23 protein-coding genes are annotated in these 23,243 nt (G+C 34.4%); 7 read left to right on the plus strand and 16 right to left on the minus strand.

Features of this window, described 5'->3' with window-relative positions; genetic code table 11:
- Positions 1-9 precede the first annotated feature (9 nt).
- Positions 10-948, minus strand: a complete 939-nt coding sequence (rfaD, locus tag B6258_RS02370; RefSeq protein WP_099073932.1) for an ADP-glyceromanno-heptose 6-epimerase — start codon at positions 946-948, stop codon at positions 10-12.
- A 271-nt stretch (positions 949-1,219) separates the two neighbouring features.
- On the opposite strand from rfaD, the gene B6258_RS02375 reads away from it, so the two are divergent.
- Together B6258_RS02375 and tdh are read left to right on the plus strand one after the other, a co-directional pair.
- Positions 1,220-2,419, plus strand: coding sequence for a glycine C-acetyltransferase (locus B6258_RS02375; protein ID WP_099073933.1), 1,200 nt, complete (start codon positions 1,220-1,222; stop codon positions 2,417-2,419).
- Positions 2,420-2,428: 9 nt separating this feature from the next.
- Positions 2,429-3,454, plus strand: a complete 1,026-nt coding sequence (tdh, locus tag B6258_RS02380; protein WP_099073934.1) for an L-threonine 3-dehydrogenase — start codon at positions 2,429-2,431, stop codon at positions 3,452-3,454.
- Positions 3,455-3,505: 51 nt separating this feature from the next.
- Here the strand turns inward: tdh and B6258_RS02385 are convergent, their stop codons facing one another.
- The 3 genes from B6258_RS02385 to rimO all read right to left on the minus strand — a co-directional run bounded on the left by B6258_RS02385 (position 3,506) and on the right by rimO (position 7,301).
- On the minus strand, positions 3,506-4,462 hold the full coding sequence (locus B6258_RS02385; RefSeq protein ID WP_099073935.1) for a divergent polysaccharide deacetylase family protein: 957 nt from the start codon (positions 4,460-4,462) through the stop codon (positions 3,506-3,508).
- 2 nt (positions 4,463-4,464) lie between these two features.
- Positions 4,465-5,757, minus strand: a complete 1,293-nt coding sequence (envC, locus tag B6258_RS02390; protein WP_099073936.1) for a murein hydrolase activator EnvC — start codon at positions 5,755-5,757, stop codon at positions 4,465-4,467.
- A gap of 215 nt (positions 5,758-5,972) precedes the next feature.
- A complete protein-coding gene (rimO, locus tag B6258_RS02395; RefSeq protein ID WP_099073937.1) occupies positions 5,973-7,301 on the minus strand; it encodes a 30S ribosomal protein S12 methylthiotransferase RimO in 1,329 nt (442 codons plus the stop codon).
- A gap of 359 nt (positions 7,302-7,660) precedes the next feature.
- Here rimO and B6258_RS02405 point away from each other — a divergent pair, with 359 nt between their 5' ends.
- The 5 genes from B6258_RS02405 to B6258_RS02425 all read left to right on the plus strand — a co-directional run bounded on the left by B6258_RS02405 (position 7,661) and on the right by B6258_RS02425 (position 11,167).
- Complete coding sequence (locus B6258_RS02405) at positions 7,661-8,098, plus strand: rhodanese-like domain-containing protein (protein ID WP_023583406.1); 438 nt, start codon at positions 7,661-7,663, stop codon at positions 8,096-8,098.
- Positions 8,099-8,167: 69 nt separating this feature from the next.
- On the plus strand, positions 8,168-8,638 hold the full coding sequence (gene secB, locus B6258_RS02410; protein WP_006534205.1) for a protein-export chaperone SecB: 471 nt from the start codon (positions 8,168-8,170) through the stop codon (positions 8,636-8,638).
- Entirely contained in the window at positions 8,638-9,654 is a 1,017-nt protein-coding gene (gene gpsA / locus B6258_RS02415; protein ID WP_099073939.1) for an NAD(P)H-dependent glycerol-3-phosphate dehydrogenase, read from the plus strand. Before secB ends, gpsA begins: the two co-directional genes overlap by 1 nt.
- Before the next feature lie 131 nt (positions 9,655-9,785).
- Complete coding sequence (cysE, locus tag B6258_RS02420; protein ID WP_099073940.1) at positions 9,786-10,607, plus strand: serine O-acetyltransferase; 822 nt, start codon at positions 9,786-9,788, stop codon at positions 10,605-10,607.
- Positions 10,607-11,167 (plus strand): serine acetyltransferase, encoded by a 561-nt coding sequence (locus B6258_RS02425; RefSeq protein WP_099073941.1) that lies wholly within the window; start codon positions 10,607-10,609, stop codon positions 11,165-11,167. Before cysE ends, B6258_RS02425 begins: the two co-directional genes overlap by 1 nt.
- Before the next feature lie 74 nt (positions 11,168-11,241).
- On the opposite strand, the gene trmL is transcribed toward B6258_RS02425, so the two are convergent.
- The 12 genes from trmL to B6258_RS02485 are packed head-to-tail and all read right to left on the minus strand — an operon-like array spanning position 11,242 to position 23,243.
- On the minus strand, positions 11,242-11,745 hold the full coding sequence (trmL, locus tag B6258_RS02430) for a tRNA (uridine(34)/cytosine(34)/5-carboxymethylaminomethyluridine(34)-2'-O)-methyltransferase TrmL (protein WP_036933349.1): 504 nt from the start codon (positions 11,743-11,745) through the stop codon (positions 11,242-11,244).
- Between the two features lie 3 nt (positions 11,746-11,748).
- Positions 11,749-12,759, minus strand: coding sequence for an NAD-dependent epimerase (locus B6258_RS02435; RefSeq protein WP_099073942.1), 1,011 nt, complete (start codon positions 12,757-12,759; stop codon positions 11,749-11,751).
- A 25-nt stretch (positions 12,760-12,784) separates the two neighbouring features.
- Positions 12,785-13,954: a nucleotide sugar dehydrogenase gene (locus B6258_RS02440; protein ID WP_099073943.1), complete on the minus strand. Its 1,170-nt coding sequence runs from the start codon at positions 13,952-13,954 to the stop codon at positions 12,785-12,787.
- Entirely contained in the window at positions 13,947-15,026 is a 1,080-nt protein-coding gene (locus B6258_RS02445) for an acyltransferase family protein (RefSeq protein WP_099073944.1), read from the minus strand. Before B6258_RS02445 ends, B6258_RS02440 begins: the two co-directional genes overlap by 8 nt.
- 4 nt (positions 15,027-15,030) lie before the next feature.
- On the minus strand, positions 15,031-16,170 hold the full coding sequence (locus tag B6258_RS02450; protein WP_099073945.1) for a glycosyltransferase family 4 protein: 1,140 nt from the start codon (positions 16,168-16,170) through the stop codon (positions 15,031-15,033).
- Entirely contained in the window at positions 16,167-17,303 is a 1,137-nt protein-coding gene (locus tag B6258_RS02455) for a glycosyltransferase (protein WP_164996125.1), read from the minus strand. Before B6258_RS02455 ends, B6258_RS02450 begins: the two co-directional genes overlap by 4 nt.
- On the minus strand, positions 17,293-18,501 hold the full coding sequence (gene wzy, locus B6258_RS02460) for an oligosaccharide repeat unit polymerase (RefSeq protein ID WP_099073947.1): 1,209 nt from the start codon (positions 18,499-18,501) through the stop codon (positions 17,293-17,295). The genes B6258_RS02455 and wzy overlap by 11 nt, the downstream gene beginning before the upstream one ends.
- A gap of 11 nt (positions 18,502-18,512) precedes the next feature.
- A complete protein-coding gene (locus tag B6258_RS02465) occupies positions 18,513-19,445 on the minus strand; it encodes a glycosyltransferase (RefSeq protein ID WP_099073948.1) in 933 nt (310 codons plus the stop codon).
- Complete coding sequence (locus B6258_RS02470) at positions 19,432-19,995, minus strand: acyltransferase (protein ID WP_099073949.1); 564 nt, start codon at positions 19,993-19,995, stop codon at positions 19,432-19,434. The genes B6258_RS02465 and B6258_RS02470 overlap by 14 nt, the downstream gene beginning before the upstream one ends.
- Before the next feature lie 7 nt (positions 19,996-20,002).
- Complete coding sequence (locus tag B6258_RS02475; RefSeq protein WP_099073950.1) at positions 20,003-20,695, minus strand: WbqC family protein; 693 nt, start codon at positions 20,693-20,695, stop codon at positions 20,003-20,005.
- Entirely contained in the window at positions 20,695-21,804 is a 1,110-nt protein-coding gene (locus B6258_RS02480; RefSeq protein WP_099073951.1) for a DegT/DnrJ/EryC1/StrS family aminotransferase, read from the minus strand. Before B6258_RS02480 ends, B6258_RS02475 begins: the two co-directional genes overlap by 1 nt.
- A 2-nt stretch (positions 21,805-21,806) precedes the next feature.
- Positions 21,807-23,243 (minus strand): lipopolysaccharide biosynthesis protein, encoded by a 1,437-nt coding sequence (locus B6258_RS02485; protein WP_099073952.1) that lies wholly within the window; start codon positions 23,241-23,243, stop codon positions 21,807-21,809.

Consider the following 23,243-nt stretch of genomic DNA (forward strand, 5'->3'; position numbering starts at 1 on the left):
AAACAGCGATTACTTACCTTGATTTAACCATTGCATATAAAGCTCGACACCTTCGGCAACTGTTTTAAACGGTGCGGTATAACCCGCTTTACGTAAATTCGTTAGATCAGCTTGAGTAAAGGCTTGGTAACGACCTTTTAATTTCTCTGGAAACTCAATGTGTTCGATAGAGAGATCTTTATCTTTATGATAAGCAATAACCGCATCTGCAACAGCTTGGAATGATTCAGCTCGGCCTGTACCACAGTTAAAAATACCCGATACATTATTGCGCCAGAACCATAAATTAACCGCCGCCACATCCCCAACGTAAATAAAATCACGCTGGAAGGTTTCGCTACCTTCAAATAATTTTGGATTTTGACCTGCATTGACTTGGTTATTTAAATGGAATGCAACACTTGCCATACCGCCTTTATGTCCTTCACGAGGGCCATAAACATTAAAATAACGGAAGCCACAAATCATCGATTCTGCTTCAGGTAAAATCTGACGCACATATTCATCGAATAAGAATTTTGAATAGCCATACACATTTAAAGGCGCTTCATATTTTCTATCTTCAATAAAGTTATCTGTACGACCACCATAAGTGGCAGCAGAAGAGGCATATAAGAAAGGAATTTGGCGCTCGAGACAGAAATGAAGTAGCTCTTTAGAATATTGATAGTTGTTATCCATCATATATTTGCCGTCCCACTCAGTGGTAGAAGAGCAAGCACCTTCATGGAAAACCGCATCAATATCACCAAAATCATCACCAGCAACAATGCTGGCAATAAAATCTTCTTTATCCATGTAATCAGTGATATTCAGATCGACCAAATTCACGAACTTGGTGCCATCTTTAAGGTTATCAACAACCAATATATCGGTATAACCTTCATCATTTAATGCTTTAACAATATTGCTGCCGATAAAACCTGCACCGCCCGTGACGATAATCATGTGGCTACCCCTTCCTATAAAAATCTAAAAATTAGCTCTAGGTCTATAATAACACTGAACAGCGTTAACGGTAGTGTTCATCACGGAATAACAGGCTGAAATTCTCGAAAAATACAGTGTGTATTAGTGATCTTAATTACACAAATAACATTATTTATTTACATTTGTCGTTTTTAATAGAGCAAAAGCATAGAATAAGAAACAATAACGACTACATTATAATCAAAAAATGTATGTTACCTCTTTTCGCCCTGCAGTCTTAGGAGAAAGTATGTCTACCCACTCTTTCTATCAACAAATTAATCAACAACTCGAACAAACTCGTCAAGATGGCCTCTTTAAAAATGAGCGCATCATCACTTCTTCACAAAGCGCAGATATCGCCGTTGCTGACGGAAGTCATGTTATTAACTTTTGTGCTAATAACTATTTAGGTTTGGCTAATCATCCAAAATTAATTGAAGCCGCAAAAGCAGGTATGGACAGCCACGGATTTGGTATGGCATCTGTACGTTTTATTTGTGGTACTCAAGATTCACATAAAACATTAGAAAATAAAATTGCTGAATTTTTAGGTATGGAAGATGCCATTTTGTATTCATCTTGCTTTGATGCTAATGGCGGACTATTTGAAACATTAATGGGGCCAGAAGACGCGATTATTTCTGATGCCTTAAACCATGCTTCTATTATTGATGGTGTGCGTTTATGTAAAGCGAAGCGTTATCGCTACGCCAATAACAATATGGCAGAGCTGCGTGCACAACTTGAAAAAGCCAAAGCAGAAAATGCTCGCCACATTATGATCGCGACAGACGGCGTGTTTTCTATGGATGGTGTGATTGCCGATCTTAAATCTATCTGTGATTTAGCGGATGAATTTGGTGCCTTAGTGATGGTCGATGATTCGCATGCCGTAGGTTTTGTGGGCGCTCAAGGCCGTGGTACGCATGAATATTGTGATGTGATGGGCAGAGTTGACATTATTACGGGCACTTTAGGTAAAGCATTAGGTGGTGCATCAGGGGGGTATACCGCAGCACGTAAAGAAGTGGTTGAGTGGTTACGCCAGCGTTCTCGTCCTTATTTATTCTCGAACTCGTTAGCGCCTGCGATTGTTTCGGCTTCTATTGCTGTTTTAGATATGCTGAAAACGGGTGATGAAATTCGTGCTCGTTTATGGCGTAACGCTTCGCTTTTCCGTGAAAAAATGAGTGAGGCAGGCTTTACATTGGCGGGGGCGGATCATGCGATTATTCCAGTTATGTTAGGCGAGGCTAAATTAGCCCAAGAATTTGCCACCCGCTTACTTAATGAAGGCATTTATGTCACAGGATTTTTCTATCCTGTTGTACCTCAAGGGCAAGCCCGTATTCGGACACAAATGTCGGCAGCACATACTACTGAACAAATTGAGCGTGCAGTAGCGGCATTTATCAAAATTGGCAAAGAACTTAATGTGATTGCATAAGGTTACTCTATGAAAGCATTGTCAAAATTAAAAGCACAAGAAGGTATTTGGATGACCGATGTTCCAGTACCTGAGCTTGGTCATAACGATGTGATGATCAAAATTCGTAAAACGGCGATTTGTGGCACTGATGTTCATATTTATAACTGGGATGAGTGGTCACAAAAAACCATTCCTGTTCCTATGGTTGTCGGGCATGAATATATCGGTGAAATTGTTGCGATAGGGCAGGAAGTGAAAGGCTTTAATATTGGTGATCGTGTCTCGGGTGAAGGGCATATCACTTGTGGTCATTGCCGTAATTGTCGTGGCGGTCGTACGCATTTATGCCGTAACACCATTGGTGTGGGGGTAAATCGCCCTGGCTGTTTTGCTGAATATCTGGTTATCCCTGCCTTTAATGCCTTTAAAATTCCAGACAATATTCCTGATGAATTAGCGGCGATTTTTGATCCCTTTGGTAATGCCGTTCACACCGCATTATCTTTTGATTTAGTCGGCGAAGATGTGCTGGTTTCTGGCGCAGGTCCAATTGGGATTATGGCGGCAGCAATTTGTAAACATGTGGGTGCGCGCCATGTGGTGATCACTGATGTTAATGAATATCGCCTTGATCTTGCGAAAAAAATGGGTGTTACCCGAGCGGTGAATGTCAGCAAAGAAAACCTAATCGATGTCATGAAAGAGTTAGGTATGACAGAAGGCTTTGATGTGGGATTAGAGATGTCAGGCGCACCACCTGCGTTTCGTACCATGCTGAATACGATGAATCATGGTGGTCGTATTGCGCTGTTGGGTATTCCTCCTTCTGATATGGCGATTGATTGGGGGCAAGTTATCTTTAAAGGGCTGTTTATTAAAGGTATCTATGGTCGTGAGATGTTTGAAACATGGTATAAGATGGCGGCACTTATTCAGTCTGGCCTTGATCTCTCGCCGATTATTACCCACGAATTCCCAATTGATGAATTCCAAAAAGGCTTTGATATCATGCGTTCAGGTCAATCAGGTAAAGTGATTTTAGATTGGCAGTGATATGTGATCATTAAGCTAAAAAAGAGCCTTCTAAGGCTCTTTTTTATTACGTTACTCTTTTACTTCACCAGTTTCATTTGGAGTAGGTGTTTTCTTTTTTTCTGCGGTGCTAAATCCACGGGATAATGTATTAATTAGCGTACTTTTTTTCATCGAAATAATCGCTTCTTGTGCTGGTTTTAACCATGAAGCGGGTTTTGGCTCTTGCGGCTGTTCTGTTGGAGGTGCAACTTTTGGCGGTTTTGGTTGTTCGGGCTTTTCTTGTTGTGGTTTTAACAAGCGACTTGGTGCCACAAGTTGAATATCTGCAGGTAATAAAGGCAACTGTTGTTGTAATGCTCTAACCGTTGAGGGATGAGGATGACCGATAGCAATTGCAGAGCCATTTTTTCGTGCTAAAGCAATGGCGCGAGCGAGTTGTTGCCTTGTTTCGGCTTCTGTTTGTACGTTATCGAGAAAAACATGACGACGTAAAGAAGGCACTCCCGCAGCTTTAGCCGCAATGGCTGCTTGTGTATTACCAATGGTCACGCTATCTAAAAAATAGAGATTAGAGTGATTAAGCGCTTTAATGACTCTATCCATCGCTTGTCTATCTGATGTCATCGCACTGCCCATATGGTTATTCATACCAACAGCGTAAGGCACATTATTAATAGCGTGTTGAATAATACGATTAATTTCAGCCTGATCCATGGAAGGTTTTAGGGTATCGCGCTCCAGAGGTTGCTTGCTAATGGGGGCCATTGGCATGTGGATCAGAATTTCTCGTCCTTGTGCATGCGCTTTAGTCGCCACCTCTTTACCATGAGGAGAATCAGGCAAAATGGCGATAGAAACTGCAGTAGGAAGTTGTAAAACTTGGTTATCCTCTTTTTTACGATAACCAAAATCATCAATCACAATGGCTAATTTAGCTGCAAATGCAGGCGTGCTCACAACGAGGCTTAGCAACATTAAACTAAGTAAAAAAGAGTGTTTGCGTTGTAATGTGCCAAGTAATTTCAAACCTACCTCCCAAGCCAAGGAACAGGGTTCACTGCTTTTCCTTGACGTCTGATTTCAAAATAGAGTGCTGAACGCTCTTGCCCACCACTGTTACCTACTAAAGCAATAGGCTGACCTGCTTTTACTTGCTGACCGACATTCACTAAAGCACTTTGGTTATAACCATAAAGGCTCATATCGCCTTTACCGTGTTCAACTACCACGACTAGGCCATAACCTTGAAGCCAATCGGCTAATAACACACGGCCATCAGCAATCGCTTTTACTTCTGTGCCTTGTGCTGCGGGTATGACAATTCCTTTCCAACGTAATTCACCAGAGCCAGAAATAGACTCACCAAAACGGTGTAATAAAGAGCCTCTGATTGGCCAAATTGCTTGTCCGGCGGGTTTACCTAAACCGCCAGTACGTGACATCAATGACTGTTCTTCAGCGGTTGGTTTATAGGTTGAACCGCGCTGTTGGGCTTCGCGTTGTTTTGCGGCAATACGTGCCGCTTCTCGGGCTTCACGCTCTGCGCGAGCTTTGGCTTCGCGCTCTGCTTGCGCAATTTTGTTTCTTAATTGTGCTTCGTTAGCTCGCATGGTGGCTAAGTTTTTCTGATCTGCTTTTAAGGTAGATTCAAGCTGAGTCAGTGTTTTTTGTCGTGCGGCTAAGGCATTATCAAGCTTTTGTTTTTCTTGCTGTTGTTTCGTTAAGACTTGTTTTTGTTCATTCTGTTTTGCTTGCTGCGCTGCTTTTTCAGCTTCAAGCTCTTTTGAGGTTTGAGCAAGCTCTGCCATTGTTTCTTTGCGTGCATCATTAATATAGCTGTAATACGCTAAAATACGCTCTTCACGTTGGCCTTCTTCTCCACGAAACAGAAGTTCTATACCTTGGTGTTTACCTTGACGATAAGCGGCATCCATTTGACGCGCCAATAATGCTTGCTGTGACTGATACTGTTTTTGCAGACGCGCAATATTTGCGGTAATGGTTTTTATCTCTTTACCCAATGTTTGTAAGCGGTTTTGGGTTTCATGCACCGATCGACCTGCACTAGAAATTTGGGTTTCTTGTGTTTTTAATTGATTAAGAAGGGCTGTACGTTGTTTTTGTTGTTCTTGAACCTGTTTTTCTTTTTCTGCAATCGTGGTTTGTAGATCTTTTAGCTGATTGCGGTTATCCGTTAATGTGTTAGCAAAAACAGGGGATGCAGAAAAGAGAGCGGTGCTAATAAGCAACGTGATTAACGGTAAAGAAAATACACGATAAGACGGATGTGTTTTTTTTTGAAGATCCATTTTCTCTGCCATCTGACCAACGTACCTTTCATAACAGTTTGTAAGATTATTCCATGCCATAAAACAACTGACCAGCTAACACGAAATAAAGCCGAAATTTCAGATAATACCTAACAGGTAATCTATTCAATTAATAAGAGATTATAAAGCAATAATCATAGGTGAGAGGAAAAAAGAGGTATTCTGTGTGACAGCGCAATAGAATATCACGCTGTCCACGAGAGAGATTATTCGACGATAGTACCCCAAAGGTCATATTCGTCTGCATGTTCAATAAGAACACGAACGATTTGTCCCGGTTCTACATCAAATTGCTCATTGAGATAAACTGCACCATCAATTTCAGGCGCATCAGCCATACTACGACCAATCGCACCTTCTTCATCCACTTCATCAATCATAACAAGCAATACTTTGCCGATTTTTTCTTGCAAGCGTTCCGTCGAAATTTGTTGCTGTAATTGCATAAAGCGATGATAACGCTCTTCTTTCACTTCTTCAGGTACTTGATCTGCCAATTCATTTGCTTTCGCTCCATCAACAGGGCTGTATTTAAAGCAACCTACGCGATCAAGGCGAGCTTCGGTGAGGAAATCCAACAACATTTGGAAATCTTCTTCTGTTTCACCCGGAAAGCCGACAATAAAGGTAGAACGTAAGGTTAATTCAGGGCAAATTTCACGCCAGCGTTTTACTCGCTCTAAGGTACGCTCAACGGCACCTGGGCGTTTCATCAGTTTTAAAATTTTAGGGCTTGCATGCTGTAATGGAATATCCAGATAAGGCAAAATTTTGCCTTCAGCCATTAAAGGAATAACGTCATCAACATGTGGATAGGGATAAACATAATGTAAGCGAACCCAAATCCCTAATTTTGCCAGTTGTTCACATAAACTGACCATACTGGTTTTGACAGGCATTCCATCCCAAAAGCCCGTTTGATGTTTAGTATCAACACCGTAAGCTGAAGTATCTTGAGAGATAACCAGTAACTCTTTTACGCCAGCATTCACTAATCTTTTAGCTTCGCCTAATACTTCACCAATTGGACGACTATCTAAATCGCCTCGCATTGATGGGATGATGCAGAAAGTACAACGGTGATTACAGCCTTCAGAGATTTTTAAATACGCGTAATGACGAGGCGTTAATTTTACACCCTGTTCAGGAACAAGGCTGAGAAAAGGATTATGATCAGGTTTGGGTACATAGTGGTGAATATGAGATAAAACTTGCTCATAACTATGAGGCCCTGTGATCTCGAGTACTTTAGGGTGCACTTCACGAATTTGGTTCTCTTTTGCACCTAAACAGCCAGTAACAATCACTTTACCGTTTTCATCGAGTGCTTCACCAATCGCTTCTAGCGATTCTTGTACTGCGCTGTCAATAAACCCACAGGTGTTGACGATGACTAAATCAGCATCATTATAGGTAGGAACAACTTGATAACCTTCTGTACGCAGTTCGGTTAGGATACGTTCAGAGTCCACTAAATTTTTAGGGCAACCTAATGAAACGAATCCAATTTTAGGCACTTGATTTGTTTGCGACATGCTCGTGTTCTCAATACTTTTAAATAAATAACAGATAGTTGTTGTATCTCAGACAGGTATAAATCTTACGTAATATGGGTGATTTTATACGTAAGTAGCCACTATTAGGGATGTTGATTTATTAATAGCTTGCCTGAAGAGGGATCCTGTAGAGTAAAAAGACAAGGCCTTTTCAATTCATCCTTTTTCACGGAACCGACGCTAATGGTACATAAATCCGTCAATAAAAAAAATGATTGTTGAGAAACTTTCCGCAAAAATAGAAAGAGAAAAGCAGGAATAGGCTGTAATTGCGCCATGACAAAGGTATACTTTGGCTCTTTGATACTATTTTTAACCAACGAGAGTGATTGCATCCTATGCTGCAAGAAGTAATGCAATTTTTCAACCGGCACACCCTGTTAAGCTTTGTCTGGGTCGCGTTGCTGGTGGCGGTCATTGTATTGACCTTTAAAGGGCTTTTTTCTAAGACGAAAAATATTTCCCGTACAGAAGCGATTTCTTTGATAAACAAAGAGAATGCGGTGTGTGTTGATATCCGTAGCCGTGATGAATTCCGTAAAGGACACATCATTGATTCTATCAATTTAACGCCTTCTGAAATCAAAAATAATAATATTGCTGAGCTGGAGAAATATAAATCACAGCCAGTTATTGTTGTGTCACCATCAGGTATTGAAGGTGCTAAACCTGCAGAAAGCCTAATTAAACTCGGTTTTGAAAAAGTCTTTATCTTAAAAGATGGTCTTTCAGGCTGGAGTGGTGAGAATTTACCACTGGCTAAAGGTAAAAAGTAACGAGCGGGCAGATTGAGTTCTATACTTACTGCTATTCAATTAATAAGGATATAAAAAGGTAAGATTATTATGTCAGAACAGCAAAACCAAGAGATGACTTTTCAAATTCAACGTATCTATACAAAAGATATCTCTTTTGAAGCGCCTAATGCCCCACAAGTTTTCCAAAAAGAGTGGCAACCAGAAGTTAAATTAGATCTGGATACTTCTTCTAATACTTTAGCTGAAAACGTCTATGAAGTTATTCTGCGCGTGACTGTAACCGCAACAATGGATAACGAAACAGCATTCCTGTGTGAAGTTCAACAAGCAGGTATCTTTACCGTTGAAGGTATCGAAGGCACTCAACTGGCACATTGCTTAGGTGCATATTGCCCTAACGTTCTGTTCCCTTACGCTCGTGAATGTATCACTAACTTAGTTAGCCGTGGTACTTTCCCACAACTGAACTTAGCACCTGTTAACTTTGATGCGTTGTTTATGAACTATTTACAACAGCAACAAACTGATGCGGCTAATGAAGGGGCTGAAGAAGCTTAATGAACGCTTCTATGACAGTTATCGGTGCCGGTTCATACGGCACCGCTTTAGCGATTACTTTAGCGCGCAATGGTCATGACGTCGTACTTTGGGGTCATGATGCTGAGCATGTTGCTGCGTTAGAGCAAGCTCGCTGTAATCAGGCATTTCTGCCCGATGTTTCCTTTCCTGATAGTTTATACATGGAAGCTTCTTTGCAAAAAGCCATTGAAGCCAGCCGTAATATTCTGGTTGTGATCCCAAGCCATGTTTTTGGTGATGTATTACAACAGATCAAACCCTTTTTACGTCAGGATGCGCGTGTTGTTTGGGCGACAAAAGGACTTGAGGCACATACTGGTCGCTTGTTGCAAGATGTAGCGCGTGAAGTATTAGGTAATGAAATCCCGCTCGCAGTTTTATCAGGTCCTACTTTTGCTAAAGAGCTTGCCGCTGGTTTGCCCACCGCGATTTCTGTGGCATCAACGGATAATACGTTCTCTGAAGAACTTCAACAGCTTTTCCATTGTGGCAAAAGCTTCCGTGTCTATAAAAATCCTGACTTTATCGGTGTGCAATTAGGTGGCGCGGTCAAAAACGTGATTGCTATTGGTGCGGGTATGTCTGATGGTATGGGCTTTGGTGCTAATGCGCGTACAGCGCTGATCACCCGAGGTCTTGCTGAAATGAGCCGTTTAGGTAAAGCATTAGGTGCAGATGCCGCAACGTTTATGGGAATGGCTGGCTTGGGTGATTTAGTGTTAACCTGTACCGATAACCAATCTCGTAATCGTCGATTCGGCATGATGCTAGGCCAAGGTTTTGACGTTGATACAGCCCAAGAGAAAATCGGGCAGGTAGTCGAAGGTTATCGTAATACCAAAGAAGTTCGTGCATTAGCTGAACAAGTTGGTGTTGAAATGCCTATCACTGAACAGATCTACCAGATTTTATATCAGCATAAAGATGCCAAAGAAGCGGCATTATCTTTATTAGGCCGTGCAACGAAAGATGAGATAGACAGCAATCTTTTCTAAGTCTATTTTAGATAATCGCCATGCATTTAGGTATTGGCTTAAGGCATCAGTCTAAGGTATCCATTTCGGTTTTAAACATAAGAAGCCTAAGTATTTACTTAGGCTTCAATGTAAAAAGAATGAGAGTGAGTATGTCGCTAGAAGAACTAAAAAAAGTCTGGGATCATATTAAAAATGAAGCAAAATGTTTGGCAGATTGCGAGCCGATTTTGGCAAGCTTCTTCCATGCGACACTACTCAAGCATGAAAATTTAGGCAGTGCCTTAAGTTATATGCTGGCAAACAAGCTGGCAACTCAAACTATGCCCGCGATTGCAGTACGTGAAATTGTTGAAGAGGCCTATCGTAGTGATGCTTCTATGATTGAATGTGCAGCTTACGATATTTCAGCAGTACGCTTACGTGACCCCGCAGTTGATAAATACTCTACACCACTGCTTTATTTAAAAGGTTTCCATGCATTGCAAGCTTATCGCATTGCGCATTGGTTATGGAGCCAAGATCGTAAAGCACTTGCTATTTACTTACAAAATCAGATATCTGTTACTTTTGGTGTCGATATTCATCCAGCCGCTCGCATTGGTCATGGCATTATGCTGGATCACGCAACGGGCATTGTGATTGGTGAAACCGCTATCGTTGAGAATGACGTTTCCATCTTACAATCTGTCACTTTAGGGGGAACAGGTAAAACGGGAGGGGATCGTCACCCTAAAGTGCGCGAAGGTGTGATGATTGGCGCGGGTGCTAAAATACTCGGCAATATCGAGATTGGTCGCGGCGCCAAAATTGGTGCAGGTTCTGTGGTATTACATGAGGTGCCTGCACACACTACAGTTGCTGGTGTTCCTGCCCGCATTGTTGGTAAGCCGACCAGTGACAAGCCTTCCCTCGATATGGATCAGCACTTTAATGGTGTTGTGCCCGGTTTTGAATGTGGTGATGGGATTTAATGGCATTAACCAAAGTTACACTTTCTGATCTTAAGGCTTGTTTACACGCTGAATATATTGGTGATAACAAGCCTTTTAATTGGATAAGACTTTTTCACCGCGTCTTTTTCTGCCAACGTTCTCGTTATCTGTTTTGGTGGCGCGTCGCCCAATTCTTTTATTTCTCTAAAAATCGGTTTCTTAAAAAATTAGGCATTCGTATTGGTGCTAAAAATAATCGTAAATATTGCAACGATATCTCATTAAAAACACGCATAGGTAAAGGCTTTTCATTACCTCATCCAATCGGGATTGTACTGACGAATTACTGCCAGTTAGGTGAAAATGTGACCTTGATGCAAGGCGTGACTATTGGTGTAAAAGAGAAAGACGGCAAAGCCAATATCCGAGTCGGTAATAACGTTTATATAGGTTGTAACTCTTCGATTATTGGTGGCGAGATAGAGATAGGCGACAACGCTGTGATTGGTGCTCACGCATTAGTATTAAAGGATGTGGGAAAAGGGTGTCGGTATATTACAAAAGTTGTTGCTGAAATAAAACGACTAAAAATAGACTAAACGAAGTTTTAATATCTTTGGATTAAATAGAAAAAAGCGCTTGCTCATTATTAATGATTAGCGCTTTTTGCATTTCAGTCTCTTAATAACGCACCAGGATAACCTAGCTGACGCCATGCCTCAAAAACGACAACGGCAACAGTATTTGATAGGTTCATACTGCGACTATCTGCAAGCATCGGGACTCTGATTTTCTGTTGTGTTGGCATATTATCCAACACATAAGGCGGTAAACCACGAGTTTCAGGCCCAAACAGGAGATAATCCCCATCTTGATAACTTACATTACTATGTGCAGGTGTCCCTTTCGTCGTTAAGGCAAATACACGCGCACCAGTGGGTGATTGTGCATTATCAGGGTTTAGACCTTCACTTTCTAAAAAAGCATAGTAATCGTGATGCTGCTTAATATCCGCAAATTCACGATAATCAAGCCCTGCACGACGTAGACGTTTATCATCCCAAGTAAAACCCAATGGTTGGATCAAATGAAGATGAAAGCCTGTGTTAGCACATAGGCGGATAATATTACCCGTATTCGGTGGAATTTCGGGTTCAAATAAGACGATATTGAGCATGGTTTATTTAACTTGATAATAATTTCTATACCAATCAACGAACTGTTTTACACCTTCATCTACACTTGTTTGAGGCTTATAGCCAGTTGCTTTAAATAAATCCTCAGTGTCTGCCCATGTAGTGTAAACATCACCCGGTTGCATTGGTAACATATTTTTATCTGCAACTTTTCCTAAGTGAGTTTCTAATGCACTAATATAATCCATTAAATTAACTGGAGAACCATTACCAATATTATAAACTTTATAAGGTGCAGAACTATTAGCTGGAGTTCCTATACTCACTTTCCAGTCTTGTTGTGGTGTTGGTATTACATCAGCGATGCGAGCCACACCCTCCACGATATCTTCAACATAAGTAAAGTCTCGTTTCATTTCACCATTATTATAAATATCAATAGGATCATCGTTGATAATGGCTTTTGTAAATTTAAATAATGCCATATCAGGACGACCCCAAGGGCCATAGACAGTGAAAAAGCGTAATCCAGTTGTTGGTATACCATATAAATGAGAATAGCTGTGAGCCATTAATTCATTAGCTTTTTTCGTTGCCGCATATAATGAAACAGGATGGTTAGCCTGATCATGAGGTGAAAATGGCAATTCATCATTTAAGCCATAAACAGAACTTGATGAAGCATAAACAAGATGCTTAACATTGTTATGGCGACATCCTTCTAAAATCGTTAAAAAGCCCGTTAAATTGCTATCAGCATAAGAAAATGGGTTAATTAGTGAATATCTAACACCTGCTTGTGCTGCTAGATGAATCACTCTATCAAATTTCTCAGTTTCAAATAGACTAGCCATTTTTTCCCTATCAGCTATGTCAATAAGAGAAAATGAAAAGTTATTTAATTGATTCAGAATGTTAAGTCTGGATTCTTTTAAGGAAACATCATAATAATCATTGAGATTATCGATGCCAACAACAGTTTCACCTTGTTGGATTAGTTTTTTTATTAGATGAAAACCAATGAACCCTGCTGCACCCGTGACTAAATATTTCATTACGTAATTAACCCGTATTTATTAATTAATCGTTACCAAAGAGGTCGCGAGTATAAACTTTTTCTTCAACATCGTTTAGCACTGATGACATTCTATTGGTAATAATAACATCAGAGATTGATTTAAATTCATTTAAATCACGAACCAATCTTGAGTTAAAGAAGGTCTCTTCTTTCATTTCAGGCTCATAGATTACCACTTCAATCCCTTTGGCTTTAATACGCTTCATAATGCCTTGGATTGAAGATGAGCGGAAATTATCAGAGCCAGATTTCATAATTAAACGATACACACCCACGATTTTTGGCGATTTGGCAATAATAGAGTCTGCAATAAAGTCTTTACGTGTGCGGTTAGCTTCAACGATAGCACTAATAATATTATTAGGAACAGAGTCGTAGTTTGCTAATAGTTGCTTAGTATCTTTTGGTAAACAGTAACCGCCGTAACCGAATGATGGATTATTGTAATGATTACCAATGCGTGGATCTAAACAGACACCTTCAATAATTTGTTTTGCATTTAGGTTGTAAGCTTGAGCGTAGCTATCTAACTCATTAAAGTAAGCAACACGTAATGCTAAATAAGTATTCGCAAATAATTTAATCGCTTCTGCTTCTGTGGAATCAGTGAATAGAACATCAATATCTTTCTTTAATGCACCTTGTTGTAAAAGGTCAGCAAATTTTTGCGCTCTTTCTGATTGCTCACCAATAACAATACGTGATGGATAAAGATTGTCGTAAAGTGCACGGCCTTCACGTAAGAATTCAGGAGAAAAGATAATATTATTCGTATTATATTTTTCTCTCATTTCTTTGGTAAAGCCAACAGGGATGGTTGATTTTATGATCATTGTCGTGTTTGGATTATATTCTAAAACATCACGAATAACTGATTCTACAGAAGAGGTATTGAAATAGTTCGTTTTAGGATCGTAATCGGTTGGTGTTGCAATGATAACAAAATCCGCATCTTTATAAGCAAACTCTTTATCTAATGTTGCAGTAAAATCAAGCTCTTTGGTTGCCAAAAACTCTTCAATTTCTTTATCAGAAATAGGAGAAATTTTTTTATTTAAGAGTTCGACTTTTTCTTTATTGATATCTAACGCAACAACTTTGTTGTTTTGGGAAAGAAGTATTCCGTTAGATAGACCGACATAGCCGGTACCGGAGATTGTGATTTTATACATAGCTTATCTTCTTAAAATGTTTGTTATTCAAAAATTTTCTTGCAAGTTTTATGGAGGGTTTTTCAATGAGAATATAAAGAAAGTAGGAAAATAATATACATAATAATGTTATTGAAAATAGTTTAAGTGTAGCATTCAATTGATTTATATATTTAAATAATAAAAAATTATCTTTTAATATTAATCTATATACTAATAAATGAGATAGATATAAAGAATACGATATATTCCCTAGTAAAATAAGTGGCTTTATAATAATAATGTTATTATTTTTCTCTAAAAAAATCAATGAAAATAAAAGAGCGAAACATCCTAAACCTATATTAAACACACCATGGCCTGAATTTGCAGGACTGATTATTAATACAATAGAAAATAAAAAAACGATACCAATAATTGGCATTAAATATAAGTTTATAGTTATATTTTTATAAATCACATACAGTATCATTCCCAAAATAAATTCAAATATCATTTGTGATGATAAAATTTTTAATAAACCACAAAAAAGACCATTGTAATTAATGGAACCATATGCGCTATAAGCATAATCATTGTTAAAGTATAAATTTATTATAGTAAATAGAAGAGCGATTAAGATAGTACAGATTATAACCCTATATTTATGTGAGATTGAATAAGAAATAAAAAATAAAAAATAAAAAATAATTTCATATGATAAAGTCCAGGCTGGAGTTATCATAGAATAGCCATAGAAAGGTGCTGATTTTAAATAATCAAGATGAATAAAAAATATTGACTTCAATAAATCGCTATTATTAATATGATTCCAATCAAGATATACATAAATAGACAGTATGAATAAATATACAGGGTAAATCCTGAATAGTCTTTTAATTATGAAGTCTTTTTTCTCTGATTTTTTTTCTGTGGATAGGACTATCACAAAACCGCTTATCATGAAAAAAAGATCAACCCCAAAATAACCATAATCAAAAAGAATATCTCCTAGTTTTTTAATTAATAAATTATCATTTAAATATATTCTAAAATGATATAATACTACGTAGATAGCAGCAATTCCTCTTAAATATTGAATAGATAAAAGCATTTTATTATAAATTCTCTTTTCCAATAATTATTTTAGTAATTTGAGGGTTAACATAATCTTTATTAAAATTTTCTTTAGCGAAATTATAGCTATTATTCCCCATCCGGATTATTTCTTGTGGTGATTCTATGAAATAAATCATTTTATCCGATAATTCACAAGGATCAAAAGGAGGAATAATAAAACCATTATACCCATTAATAACGGTTTCTTTACAACCAGGAACATGTGTGGTGATAATTGCTCTGCCTATCGCCATTGCTTCTTGAGTACTTCTAGGAAAACCTTCTCTATATGAAGGAAGAACGAAAACATGAGATGAAGAAATCCATTCATGGATATTTTTAACAAAACCAGGGTAAGTAATAAAATTTGAATTTATTAGCTCATCTAATTCTTCTTTTGATAAGCTAGATGGATTATTTATATCTAATTCGCCTAGAACAATGAATTCAGAAAAAGGATATTTTTCTTTCACAATTTTACAAGCTTCAATAAATTCAAAAATACCTTTCTCTTTTAATAATCGACCTATAAAAATAAATTTTATATTTTTTTTTATTTGAGGTTTTGAGTATTTATACTCAGTTAAGTTTAATCCAATTCCACCTAAAATATTAATCTTTCTTTTAGGAAGATAACAGCTTTTAGATAGATCTACTGGATCATCCTGATTTAAGAAAATTATATCATCAGCTAAGTGAAAACTAATAGAATAAAGAATACCTTGAATAAATTGTAAGATTCTTTTTTTTATATTAAATCCAGTTTTTGTTTTTGTATGAACATATCCTAATCCTTCAAGCATTGGGATTATTCTTGGTACATTTGCTAACTTGGCTGCAATAGTACCAAAAATTACCGGTTTTGAAAAATAGGATAGGGTAATTTCTGGGGAAATATTTTTTATAACTTTAGAGAGTTTAAATGTGTTATTTATATCACTAATAGGATTCAAACCTGTTCTACTAAATTTATATTTTATAGGTACAGCTCCTAGAGATAATAATTTTTTTTCTGCTTCAGCATCTAAATCAATAGCTAGAACAAATACATCATGTTTGTTTTCCACTAAATATAAAATTAAGTCCTTTCTAAAACCAAGTAAACTAGCTGAAGTAGTGCCAATAATAACAATTTTCATTTGTCACCCCAAATTTTATAATAATTTAAAATCATTTTATTGATACTGAAATTATTTAAAATATGTTCTCTACATCTTTTTTTTCTATTTTTCCATAATTCTTTATTATTTTTAAATTGAAAAATAGCATCTTTAATTGCACGTGCTAATTCAATATCATTCATAGGGGGAGTTACCCAGCCTGTATCAGCAATAATTAAAGCTGCATCACCTACATTTGTAGAAATACAGGGCGTGGAGCACGCCATTGCTTCTGCTATGACATTGGGGAATGCTTCTCCAAAAGAGCTAGATAAGACATGTATATCTAGCATGTTCATAATATTAGCAATATTATTTTGTTGATCCAGTAAGATAATATTATTTTCTAGATTTAAATTATTAATTTCTTCATTTAATAACTTGTTATTTAAATTTATATCTCGTCCTACTAGTAAAAATTTAAATTCAATACCTTCATTTTTTAGTAAGTATAATGAATTTAATAAGCCAGTATGATTTTTTTGAGAATCATATCTTCCCACCATACCTAAAATAGGAATGTTTTTATTAATGTTATATTCGTCAATTAGTTTGGTGTTAGCAATAAAACTTTTATATATATTTAAATCATATCCATTAGGAATAATAAAAAATTTATTTTTGTCATAACCGATTTCCTCATGTATTTTTTGAGAGCTTAATGCACAACATATGATTTTTTTTGGTAAATAATAGCTTAAAATAGAGCATGCTTTAGATATTAATCTTGTGGTTATTTTTGATTTCTTTTTATCTAGATTAGTATGTCTAATGTTCCAATAAATGTTTTTTATTCCAGCCATTCTTCCCAATATACCGCCAATTAAATCAGCATGATACATCCATGTTTGAATTATATCGGGAGATGAGTTTTTAATTATCCTATATAGAATAATTATTTTTTTTATATTTTTAAAAAAATTTTTATTTAAACCTAATTCTATTACTTCAATCCCATTTTTTTGTAATAGGGTGCCGTATTTTCCATTTGTTGTTAAAGATATTACTTTATGATTATATTTTTCAACTGTTGATATACATAGACGGTATAGAACGCCTTCTGCTCCACCATTTCCTAATCCTGAAATTATGTGTAAAATATTATTTTTCATCTTTATCTTCATTAAATATTGATGTTTTTAAATTAAAAAACTTTATTATCATTGCTGATATTAATCCATATATAATAACATTAATAAATGTACTAACCCATCCTACTAGAAGAGTAAATATAGCTAAATATAAAACTAACAAATGGTAGTTATATATTTTTTTTAGTATTGGAATATTATGAGCTATTATTAAAAGAGCAGAAAAATATATAATTAAAAATATCGATTGGAAAGGTGATATTATGAACCAAGAGCTTAGTCCTACTTGTACATTCCAGCCAGCATTATTATCTGCTATAAAGTTTTGAACAATATATTGGTTTAGAAGAATATAATCTGTACCTAATAGATTATGAAATAATCGTTGGGGTAAGCCTTCAGAGTAAACAGAAAGAAAGTTATTTTTTAATGGATAAATAGAATCTGAAATATCATATATATAGCTGATTATTGTTATATGCTGTAATCTGTTTATAATATAATTAAAAGTATCAAAAAGAGCTTGAAAATATCCCGTAGAAAAACTAAATAAGTTAACCATTAAGTCCCAATTTATATCTGAAATATTATGTTCTCTAAAAAACCATTTAGCATTAAATAAAAAAGGAAGATTAAGGAAAAAAAATATAGCTAAAGGAAATATTATTCGGATATTTATTTTTGAGGTGCAAAAAAGATAAGTAATAATTGGTAATATTCCCCCCATCCATCCTCTCGAGATTGTTGAAATTAAGAATATTGTTATATTGGTTTTTTTTAATAAGGATTTTTTAGCTATAAATATATAAATAAGACATAAGCTATCGGGATTAAATAATATGAAAAAATAATTTAAATACCAGGGGGAAAGTCCTTTACTATTGTATCCAGCAGTATTTATTTGATATATATAATTGAAGACTACAAATAAACATTGAAGAGTTAAAATAAACAATCCCAGCCTAAAGCTAACTTTATTATTAAGCTGATAACTTACTCTCATTTTTTGAATAAAAAATATAGAAATTAATAATAATAATAATAATAATGATATATATAGAAGAAGAGAAACTATAATTGATTCATAGCTAACTTCGAAAGTTTTATTTTCTAATAAAATAAAATTATTTAACAATGATTGAAATGTTATAACTATATTTGGAATAAAGCTAATTAATAAAATAACTAAAATTAATTTATAGAGTTTTTCTTTGTTCATAGTAAAGGCAACTATAGTTTTATATAATATTTCATCAATAATAAAAATAATTTAAAGTCTAAATGTTTAATTGAAACAAGTATAGATATTAGATTACTTCTAATAAAGGAAATAAAAAAAGATTTTTTATACTTAGGATATTCCTTTAGTAAAAATTTATACATGTTGTTAGATTTTTCTCGATGAGAAATTATTCTATCATGAGAAAGATTTGATTCAGACCATGATCCTATTGATAACTTACGATACACTGAAGATACTATAGGTAAATATATAGCTCCATTATCTATTGAACTCAAGATTTGAAGATAATAATCTCCAATAGGGGCGCTTTTAAACCAATTTGGAATGTTATTGAAAACGTCTTTATTAATAAATAGACTAGCAGTTGGCATGAAAGCCCCTCCATTTATAATTACATCTTCAACAGAAAATATTTTTGCTTTTTTATTATGAAATGCTATAACAGAATTATCATTTTCTGATGATTTTATTGCAGCTGTAAAGCATATTTTAATTCTATTATTTTTTTCTAAAGCTAATACTTGCTTTTGTATTTTATTTTCGTCAATCCAATAATCATCACCTTCACATAAGGATATATATTTCCCAGATGAAAATGATATTGCATTTAAACCAGGATAATTAGCACCATATTCTGAATAAATATTTTTAGCTGGCCTAATTATTTTTATTATATTTTTAAATTTTGATTTATATGAAGAAAGTATTTGTTCAGTTGTATCTGTAGAGCAATCATCATGTATGATGATTTCAAATTTATAGGTTGTTTTTTGAGATAAAAAACTATCTATTGCGTCAGAAATATATTTATCTTGATTAAAAGTACAACATATAATTGACACATAAACTATATCCGTATAAATCCATGATTGCATTATTTCTGTTTCTGATGATGGGGGGGGGAGTTTATTTATTTTCATTTTTTAAATATTCAGTCTCTAAAAGTAATAAGCTTTTTTTTCGTTCTTTAATTCTTTTGGCTGGATTACCAAAATAAATACCCCATGGCTTTGTACTTTTTGTTATCATCGATAAGGCACCGACTGCGGTTCCTTCAGCAATATTTACGCCAGGCATAATAATTGAATTTGTGCCTATAATTGAGTGTCGCCCAATAATAATATTTTTCTCTTTTAATCCTTTATATTCTAATGGTATGGTTGGATTTGTCATTGTTCTGCCACTATAATCATCGGTTCCTGTAAAGACATGACAGCCATATGCTAATCCTGAAAAATCTTCAAATAGAATACTGCATTCACCAGCACTTAAATTACAAAATGCAGCAATGTGAATGTTATTTCCTAAGTGGATTTTGCCAGATAAAATAACAAAATCATCAATACGACAATTATTACCTATCTCAATTTCCTCGGGTCTATATATTGAAGCTTTGCTACTTATTTTACAATTTTTTCCGATATTTTTAAATCCAATCTCTAAAAGTTGCTCTTGTGTATAAAATGACATATTTCACCTATATAACTGTATAATTATTTAGTTGGTTTATTATTTCATCTTTACTACAATTCATTAAAATATCGATCATTGAAGCATTTTTTATAAACTCATTTGAATTTATCTGAGTGTAAGGAGTTGGTATGGAATTTATAAAACCTAACTCAATATTTCTTTTTTTAAATTCATCTTTATCATAAAGAGACATTCCTCCATATGCATTTACATATTTATCTGCATTATTTATTTTACATAATTCATATATTTTTTCTTGGGCACTATTTTCCCGGTTATAATTTATTTTAGAAGAAAAATCATGATACAATTTTAAACCGATATATTGAAAAACTTCAATTATTGATCTTGATGTTATATGTGCAACATTTCTATTGTTGTCATTTAATATTTTTTCAATAAGAGGAAAAATAGAGGAAAAATATGGGGCTTTAGAATACGTTTGAGATATAGAGGTTAGAATTTTTCGAGTGTCTTCTTGAAAAGAAAGTTCATTTATTTTTTTAAAACTAGACGCTTTAATTATAGGAATAGTAAATAACTGAAAACCATTTTTTGTTAGAATATTATTACGATTTATGTATCCACCTTTAATATAGTTTACATCATCATAAAATATAAACATATCACTATGATAGGCAAGTTGATAATACCCTATATATGGAAAAAGGTATGGTTGCATAACAGCTAAAATCATTATTTTAAACTACCTTTAATTATCTCAATAATAAAATTAATATTATTTTCAGTTAAATTATGATGCATAGGTAAGCAAATAACATTATCTGATGTTTTTTTAGAAATACTAAGATCGTATTTTTTATAATCGTGGTTTTTATAAAAATCAAAATCGGTAATTAAAGGGTGAAAATATCGTCTTGATAAAATATTATTATCTCGTAGTCTGAAATATAAACAATCTCTAGATTCACCATATTCTTTTGAATTAACGATAATAGGGAAGTATGAATAATTTAATTTCACATCATCCTGTATATCTAAACAAGAAATACCCTTGATATTAGATAATTCTTTTCTATATAATTCTGCAGAGCGTTTTCTTGAAGCTATAGCATTATCTATATATTTTAAACTAGCTAGTCCATATGCTGCTTGGATTTCATTTACTTTAGCATTAGAGCCTAGCATTGGAATTTCAGTTTCTGATTCATAGCCAAAATTTTTTAACTGATCTAATTTTTTTTTCATTTCAGGGGTATGACAGATAATTGCACCACCTTCAATTGTTGAATAAGCTTTCGTTGCATGGAAACTTAAAATTGATAAATCTCCCCAATTTAGAATAGATACACCATCTTTTTTAACACCAAATGCATGAGCTGCATCATAGATGACTTTTAAGTTATGTTTATTTGCAATTTTTTGTATTGCTTCATTATCACATGGTGTTCCATATACATGTACAGGAAGAATTGCTGATGTTTTATCTGTTATTGCTTCTTCAATTTTTTTAGGATCAAGATTATAAGTATTGGGATCTATATCTACAAAAACAGGTTTTAAATTATTAAGAACAATTGCATGGCTAGTTGCTACAAAGCTATAGGGTGTTGTAATAATCTCACCTTGTAATTCTAATGCTTGTAATGCAGTAATTAGCGCTAATGTTCCATTAGAAAATAAACTAATATATTTAACATCTAAATATTTACATAATTCTTTTTCAAGTAATTGGTGATAATAACCATTATTTGTGAGCCATTTCCTATTCCAAATGTCTTCTAAATAAGGAGTTAACTCTTCTAAAGGAGGGAGTAGAGGAGTTGTAACTGTTATTTTTTCCATTTTTAAATTTTCTTCTTAAAAGTATTGGAGATAATAATATTAAATAAATCGTTTTGGAAAATACGGATAGAGATTATATATATGCTGGGTGTTATTGTTAACATTAATATTAACTGCATATAAATGTTTTTAAAATAAAATGATAAACTCCAGCTTGCTAAACTACAAATGATAGTAATTATCCAAATAGGAAATAAATTTTCAAATTGTTTTTTTATATTTATAGATGTTAATTTACCTGTATAGTACGTATTAATCAATAGTGCTAAATAAGATTGTATAACTATGCCTATACAAATAGCTTCAATACCTAAAGGAACAGTAATTATCAGTATAATAGTAACAAGCATCTTTTTTATTATTTCTAATTTTAGAAAAAGATCTGATCTGCCTTTTACCTGTAGGAGATTTAAATTTATTGCATGTATAGGATATAACATATAGCCAATGCATAATATGCTGAGTAATGTTGCCGCATAACTCCATTTTTCACCTAGTACAATTAGTATAAAAGGTTGCGCAATAATTCCTAAGCCGATTAGTAATGGAAATATTATAAGTGCAGTAAGTCTTAATGTTAAAAGATATATAGAGTCAAAATCTTCTTTATTATTTTTTACTTGGCTTAGCATTGGATATGTCACTCTTTGTATTACTGCAGTTAAAGACATTGCAGGTGTATACGATAAATTATTAGCCTGAGAATATAATCCAAGTTGGTTTGCTGAGAATATTTTTCCAATAATTATTTGATAAAGATTATTGTAAATTGTATCTATTAGGCTAGAAATCAATAATTTAGAACCAAAACCAAATAAATAAGAAAATGCTCTATTGGAAAATTTTTTTCTAGGAAACCATGGTAAATAAATATTTAATAAGATCGTATTAAGAATAGAGAAACTTAATATTTGGATTATTAATGCCCAAACACCAAATCCTAAATATGCAGTATATATTGATAGAACACTACTTAGGCATATACTAAATAATGATGCTTTTGCTTGAGTTTTAAAATCCATGTTTATAGTTAATTTTGTTCTTTGAATAATTGAAAAAGCATTAACTATAACAACTAAACCTTGTATTTTGGTTAGAATTTCTAATTGTGGTTGTTTATAAAATTCTGCGATATAAGGTGATATAATATACAAAATAGAATAACATAAAAATGATATAAATATATTAAAGTAAAAAGTTGTAGCATAATCAGACTCTGTTTTTATTTTCTTTCTGATTAATGCATTACTAAAACCACTATCAACTAATGTTTGTGATATAGCAATAAAAACAGCCAGCATTCCAATTAAGCCAAATACAGTTGGTCCTAGCATTCGTCCTAAAATCAACATAACACTGAGTTGTACTGCTTGTGTTATTAGTCTTTCTATTGCACTCCATTTTAATCCATTAGTTGTTTTTTGTTGTAAGTCATTCAT

The sequence above is a fragment of the Proteus alimentorum genome, assembly GCF_002607735.1.
Taxonomy (GTDB): Bacteria; Pseudomonadota; Gammaproteobacteria; order Enterobacterales; family Enterobacteriaceae; genus Proteus; species Proteus alimentorum.

Coding starts and splice junctions, on each gene's coding strand:
- rfaD (WP_099073932.1), bottom strand. CDS start 948: ATGATTATCGTCACGGGCGGTGCAGGTTTTATCGGCAGCAATATTGTT.
- B6258_RS02375 (WP_099073933.1), top strand. CDS start 1,220: ATGTCTACCCACTCTTTCTATCAACAAATTAATCAACAACTCGAACAA.
- tdh (WP_099073934.1), top strand. CDS start 2,429: ATGAAAGCATTGTCAAAATTAAAAGCACAAGAAGGTATTTGGATGACC.
- envC (WP_099073936.1), bottom strand. CDS start 5,757: ATGGCAGAGAAAATGGATCTTCAAAAAAAAACACATCCGTCTTATCGT.
- rimO (WP_099073937.1), bottom strand. CDS start 7,301: ATGTCGCAAACAAATCAAGTGCCTAAAATTGGATTCGTTTCATTAGGT.
- B6258_RS02405 (WP_023583406.1), top strand. CDS start 7,661: ATGCTGCAAGAAGTAATGCAATTTTTCAACCGGCACACCCTGTTAAGC.
- secB (WP_006534205.1), top strand. CDS start 8,168: ATGTCAGAACAGCAAAACCAAGAGATGACTTTTCAAATTCAACGTATC.
- gpsA (WP_099073939.1), top strand. CDS start 8,638: ATGAACGCTTCTATGACAGTTATCGGTGCCGGTTCATACGGCACCGCT.
- cysE (WP_099073940.1), top strand. CDS start 9,786: ATGTCGCTAGAAGAACTAAAAAAAGTCTGGGATCATATTAAAAATGAA.
- B6258_RS02425 (WP_099073941.1), top strand. CDS start 10,607: ATGGCATTAACCAAAGTTACACTTTCTGATCTTAAGGCTTGTTTACAC.
- trmL (WP_036933349.1), bottom strand. CDS start 11,745: ATGCTCAATATCGTCTTATTTGAACCCGAAATTCCACCGAATACGGGT.
- B6258_RS02435 (WP_099073942.1), bottom strand. CDS start 12,759: ATGAAATATTTAGTCACGGGTGCAGCAGGGTTCATTGGTTTTCATCTA.
- B6258_RS02440 (WP_099073943.1), bottom strand. CDS start 13,954: ATGTATAAAATCACAATCTCCGGTACCGGCTATGTCGGTCTATCTAAC.
- B6258_RS02445 (WP_099073944.1), bottom strand. CDS start 15,026: ATGCTTTTATCTATTCAATATTTAAGAGGAATTGCTGCTATCTACGTA.
- B6258_RS02450 (WP_099073945.1), bottom strand. CDS start 16,170: ATGAAAATTGTTATTATTGGCACTACTTCAGCTAGTTTACTTGGTTTT.
- B6258_RS02455 (WP_164996125.1), bottom strand. CDS start 17,303: ATGAAAAATAATATTTTACACATAATTTCAGGATTAGGAAATGGTGGA.
- wzy (WP_099073947.1), bottom strand. CDS start 18,501: ATGAACAAAGAAAAACTCTATAAATTAATTTTAGTTATTTTATTAATT.
- B6258_RS02465 (WP_099073948.1), bottom strand. CDS start 19,445: ATGAAAATAAATAAACTCCCCCCCCCATCATCAGAAACAGAAATAATG.
- B6258_RS02470 (WP_099073949.1), bottom strand. CDS start 19,995: ATGTCATTTTATACACAAGAGCAACTTTTAGAGATTGGATTTAAAAAT.
- B6258_RS02475 (WP_099073950.1), bottom strand. CDS start 20,695: ATGATTTTAGCTGTTATGCAACCATACCTTTTTCCATATATAGGGTAT.
- B6258_RS02480 (WP_099073951.1), bottom strand. CDS start 21,804: ATGGAAAAAATAACAGTTACAACTCCTCTACTCCCTCCTTTAGAAGAG.
- B6258_RS02485 (WP_099073952.1), bottom strand. CDS start 23,243: ATGAATGACTTACAACAAAAAACAACTAATGGATTAAAATGGAGTGCA.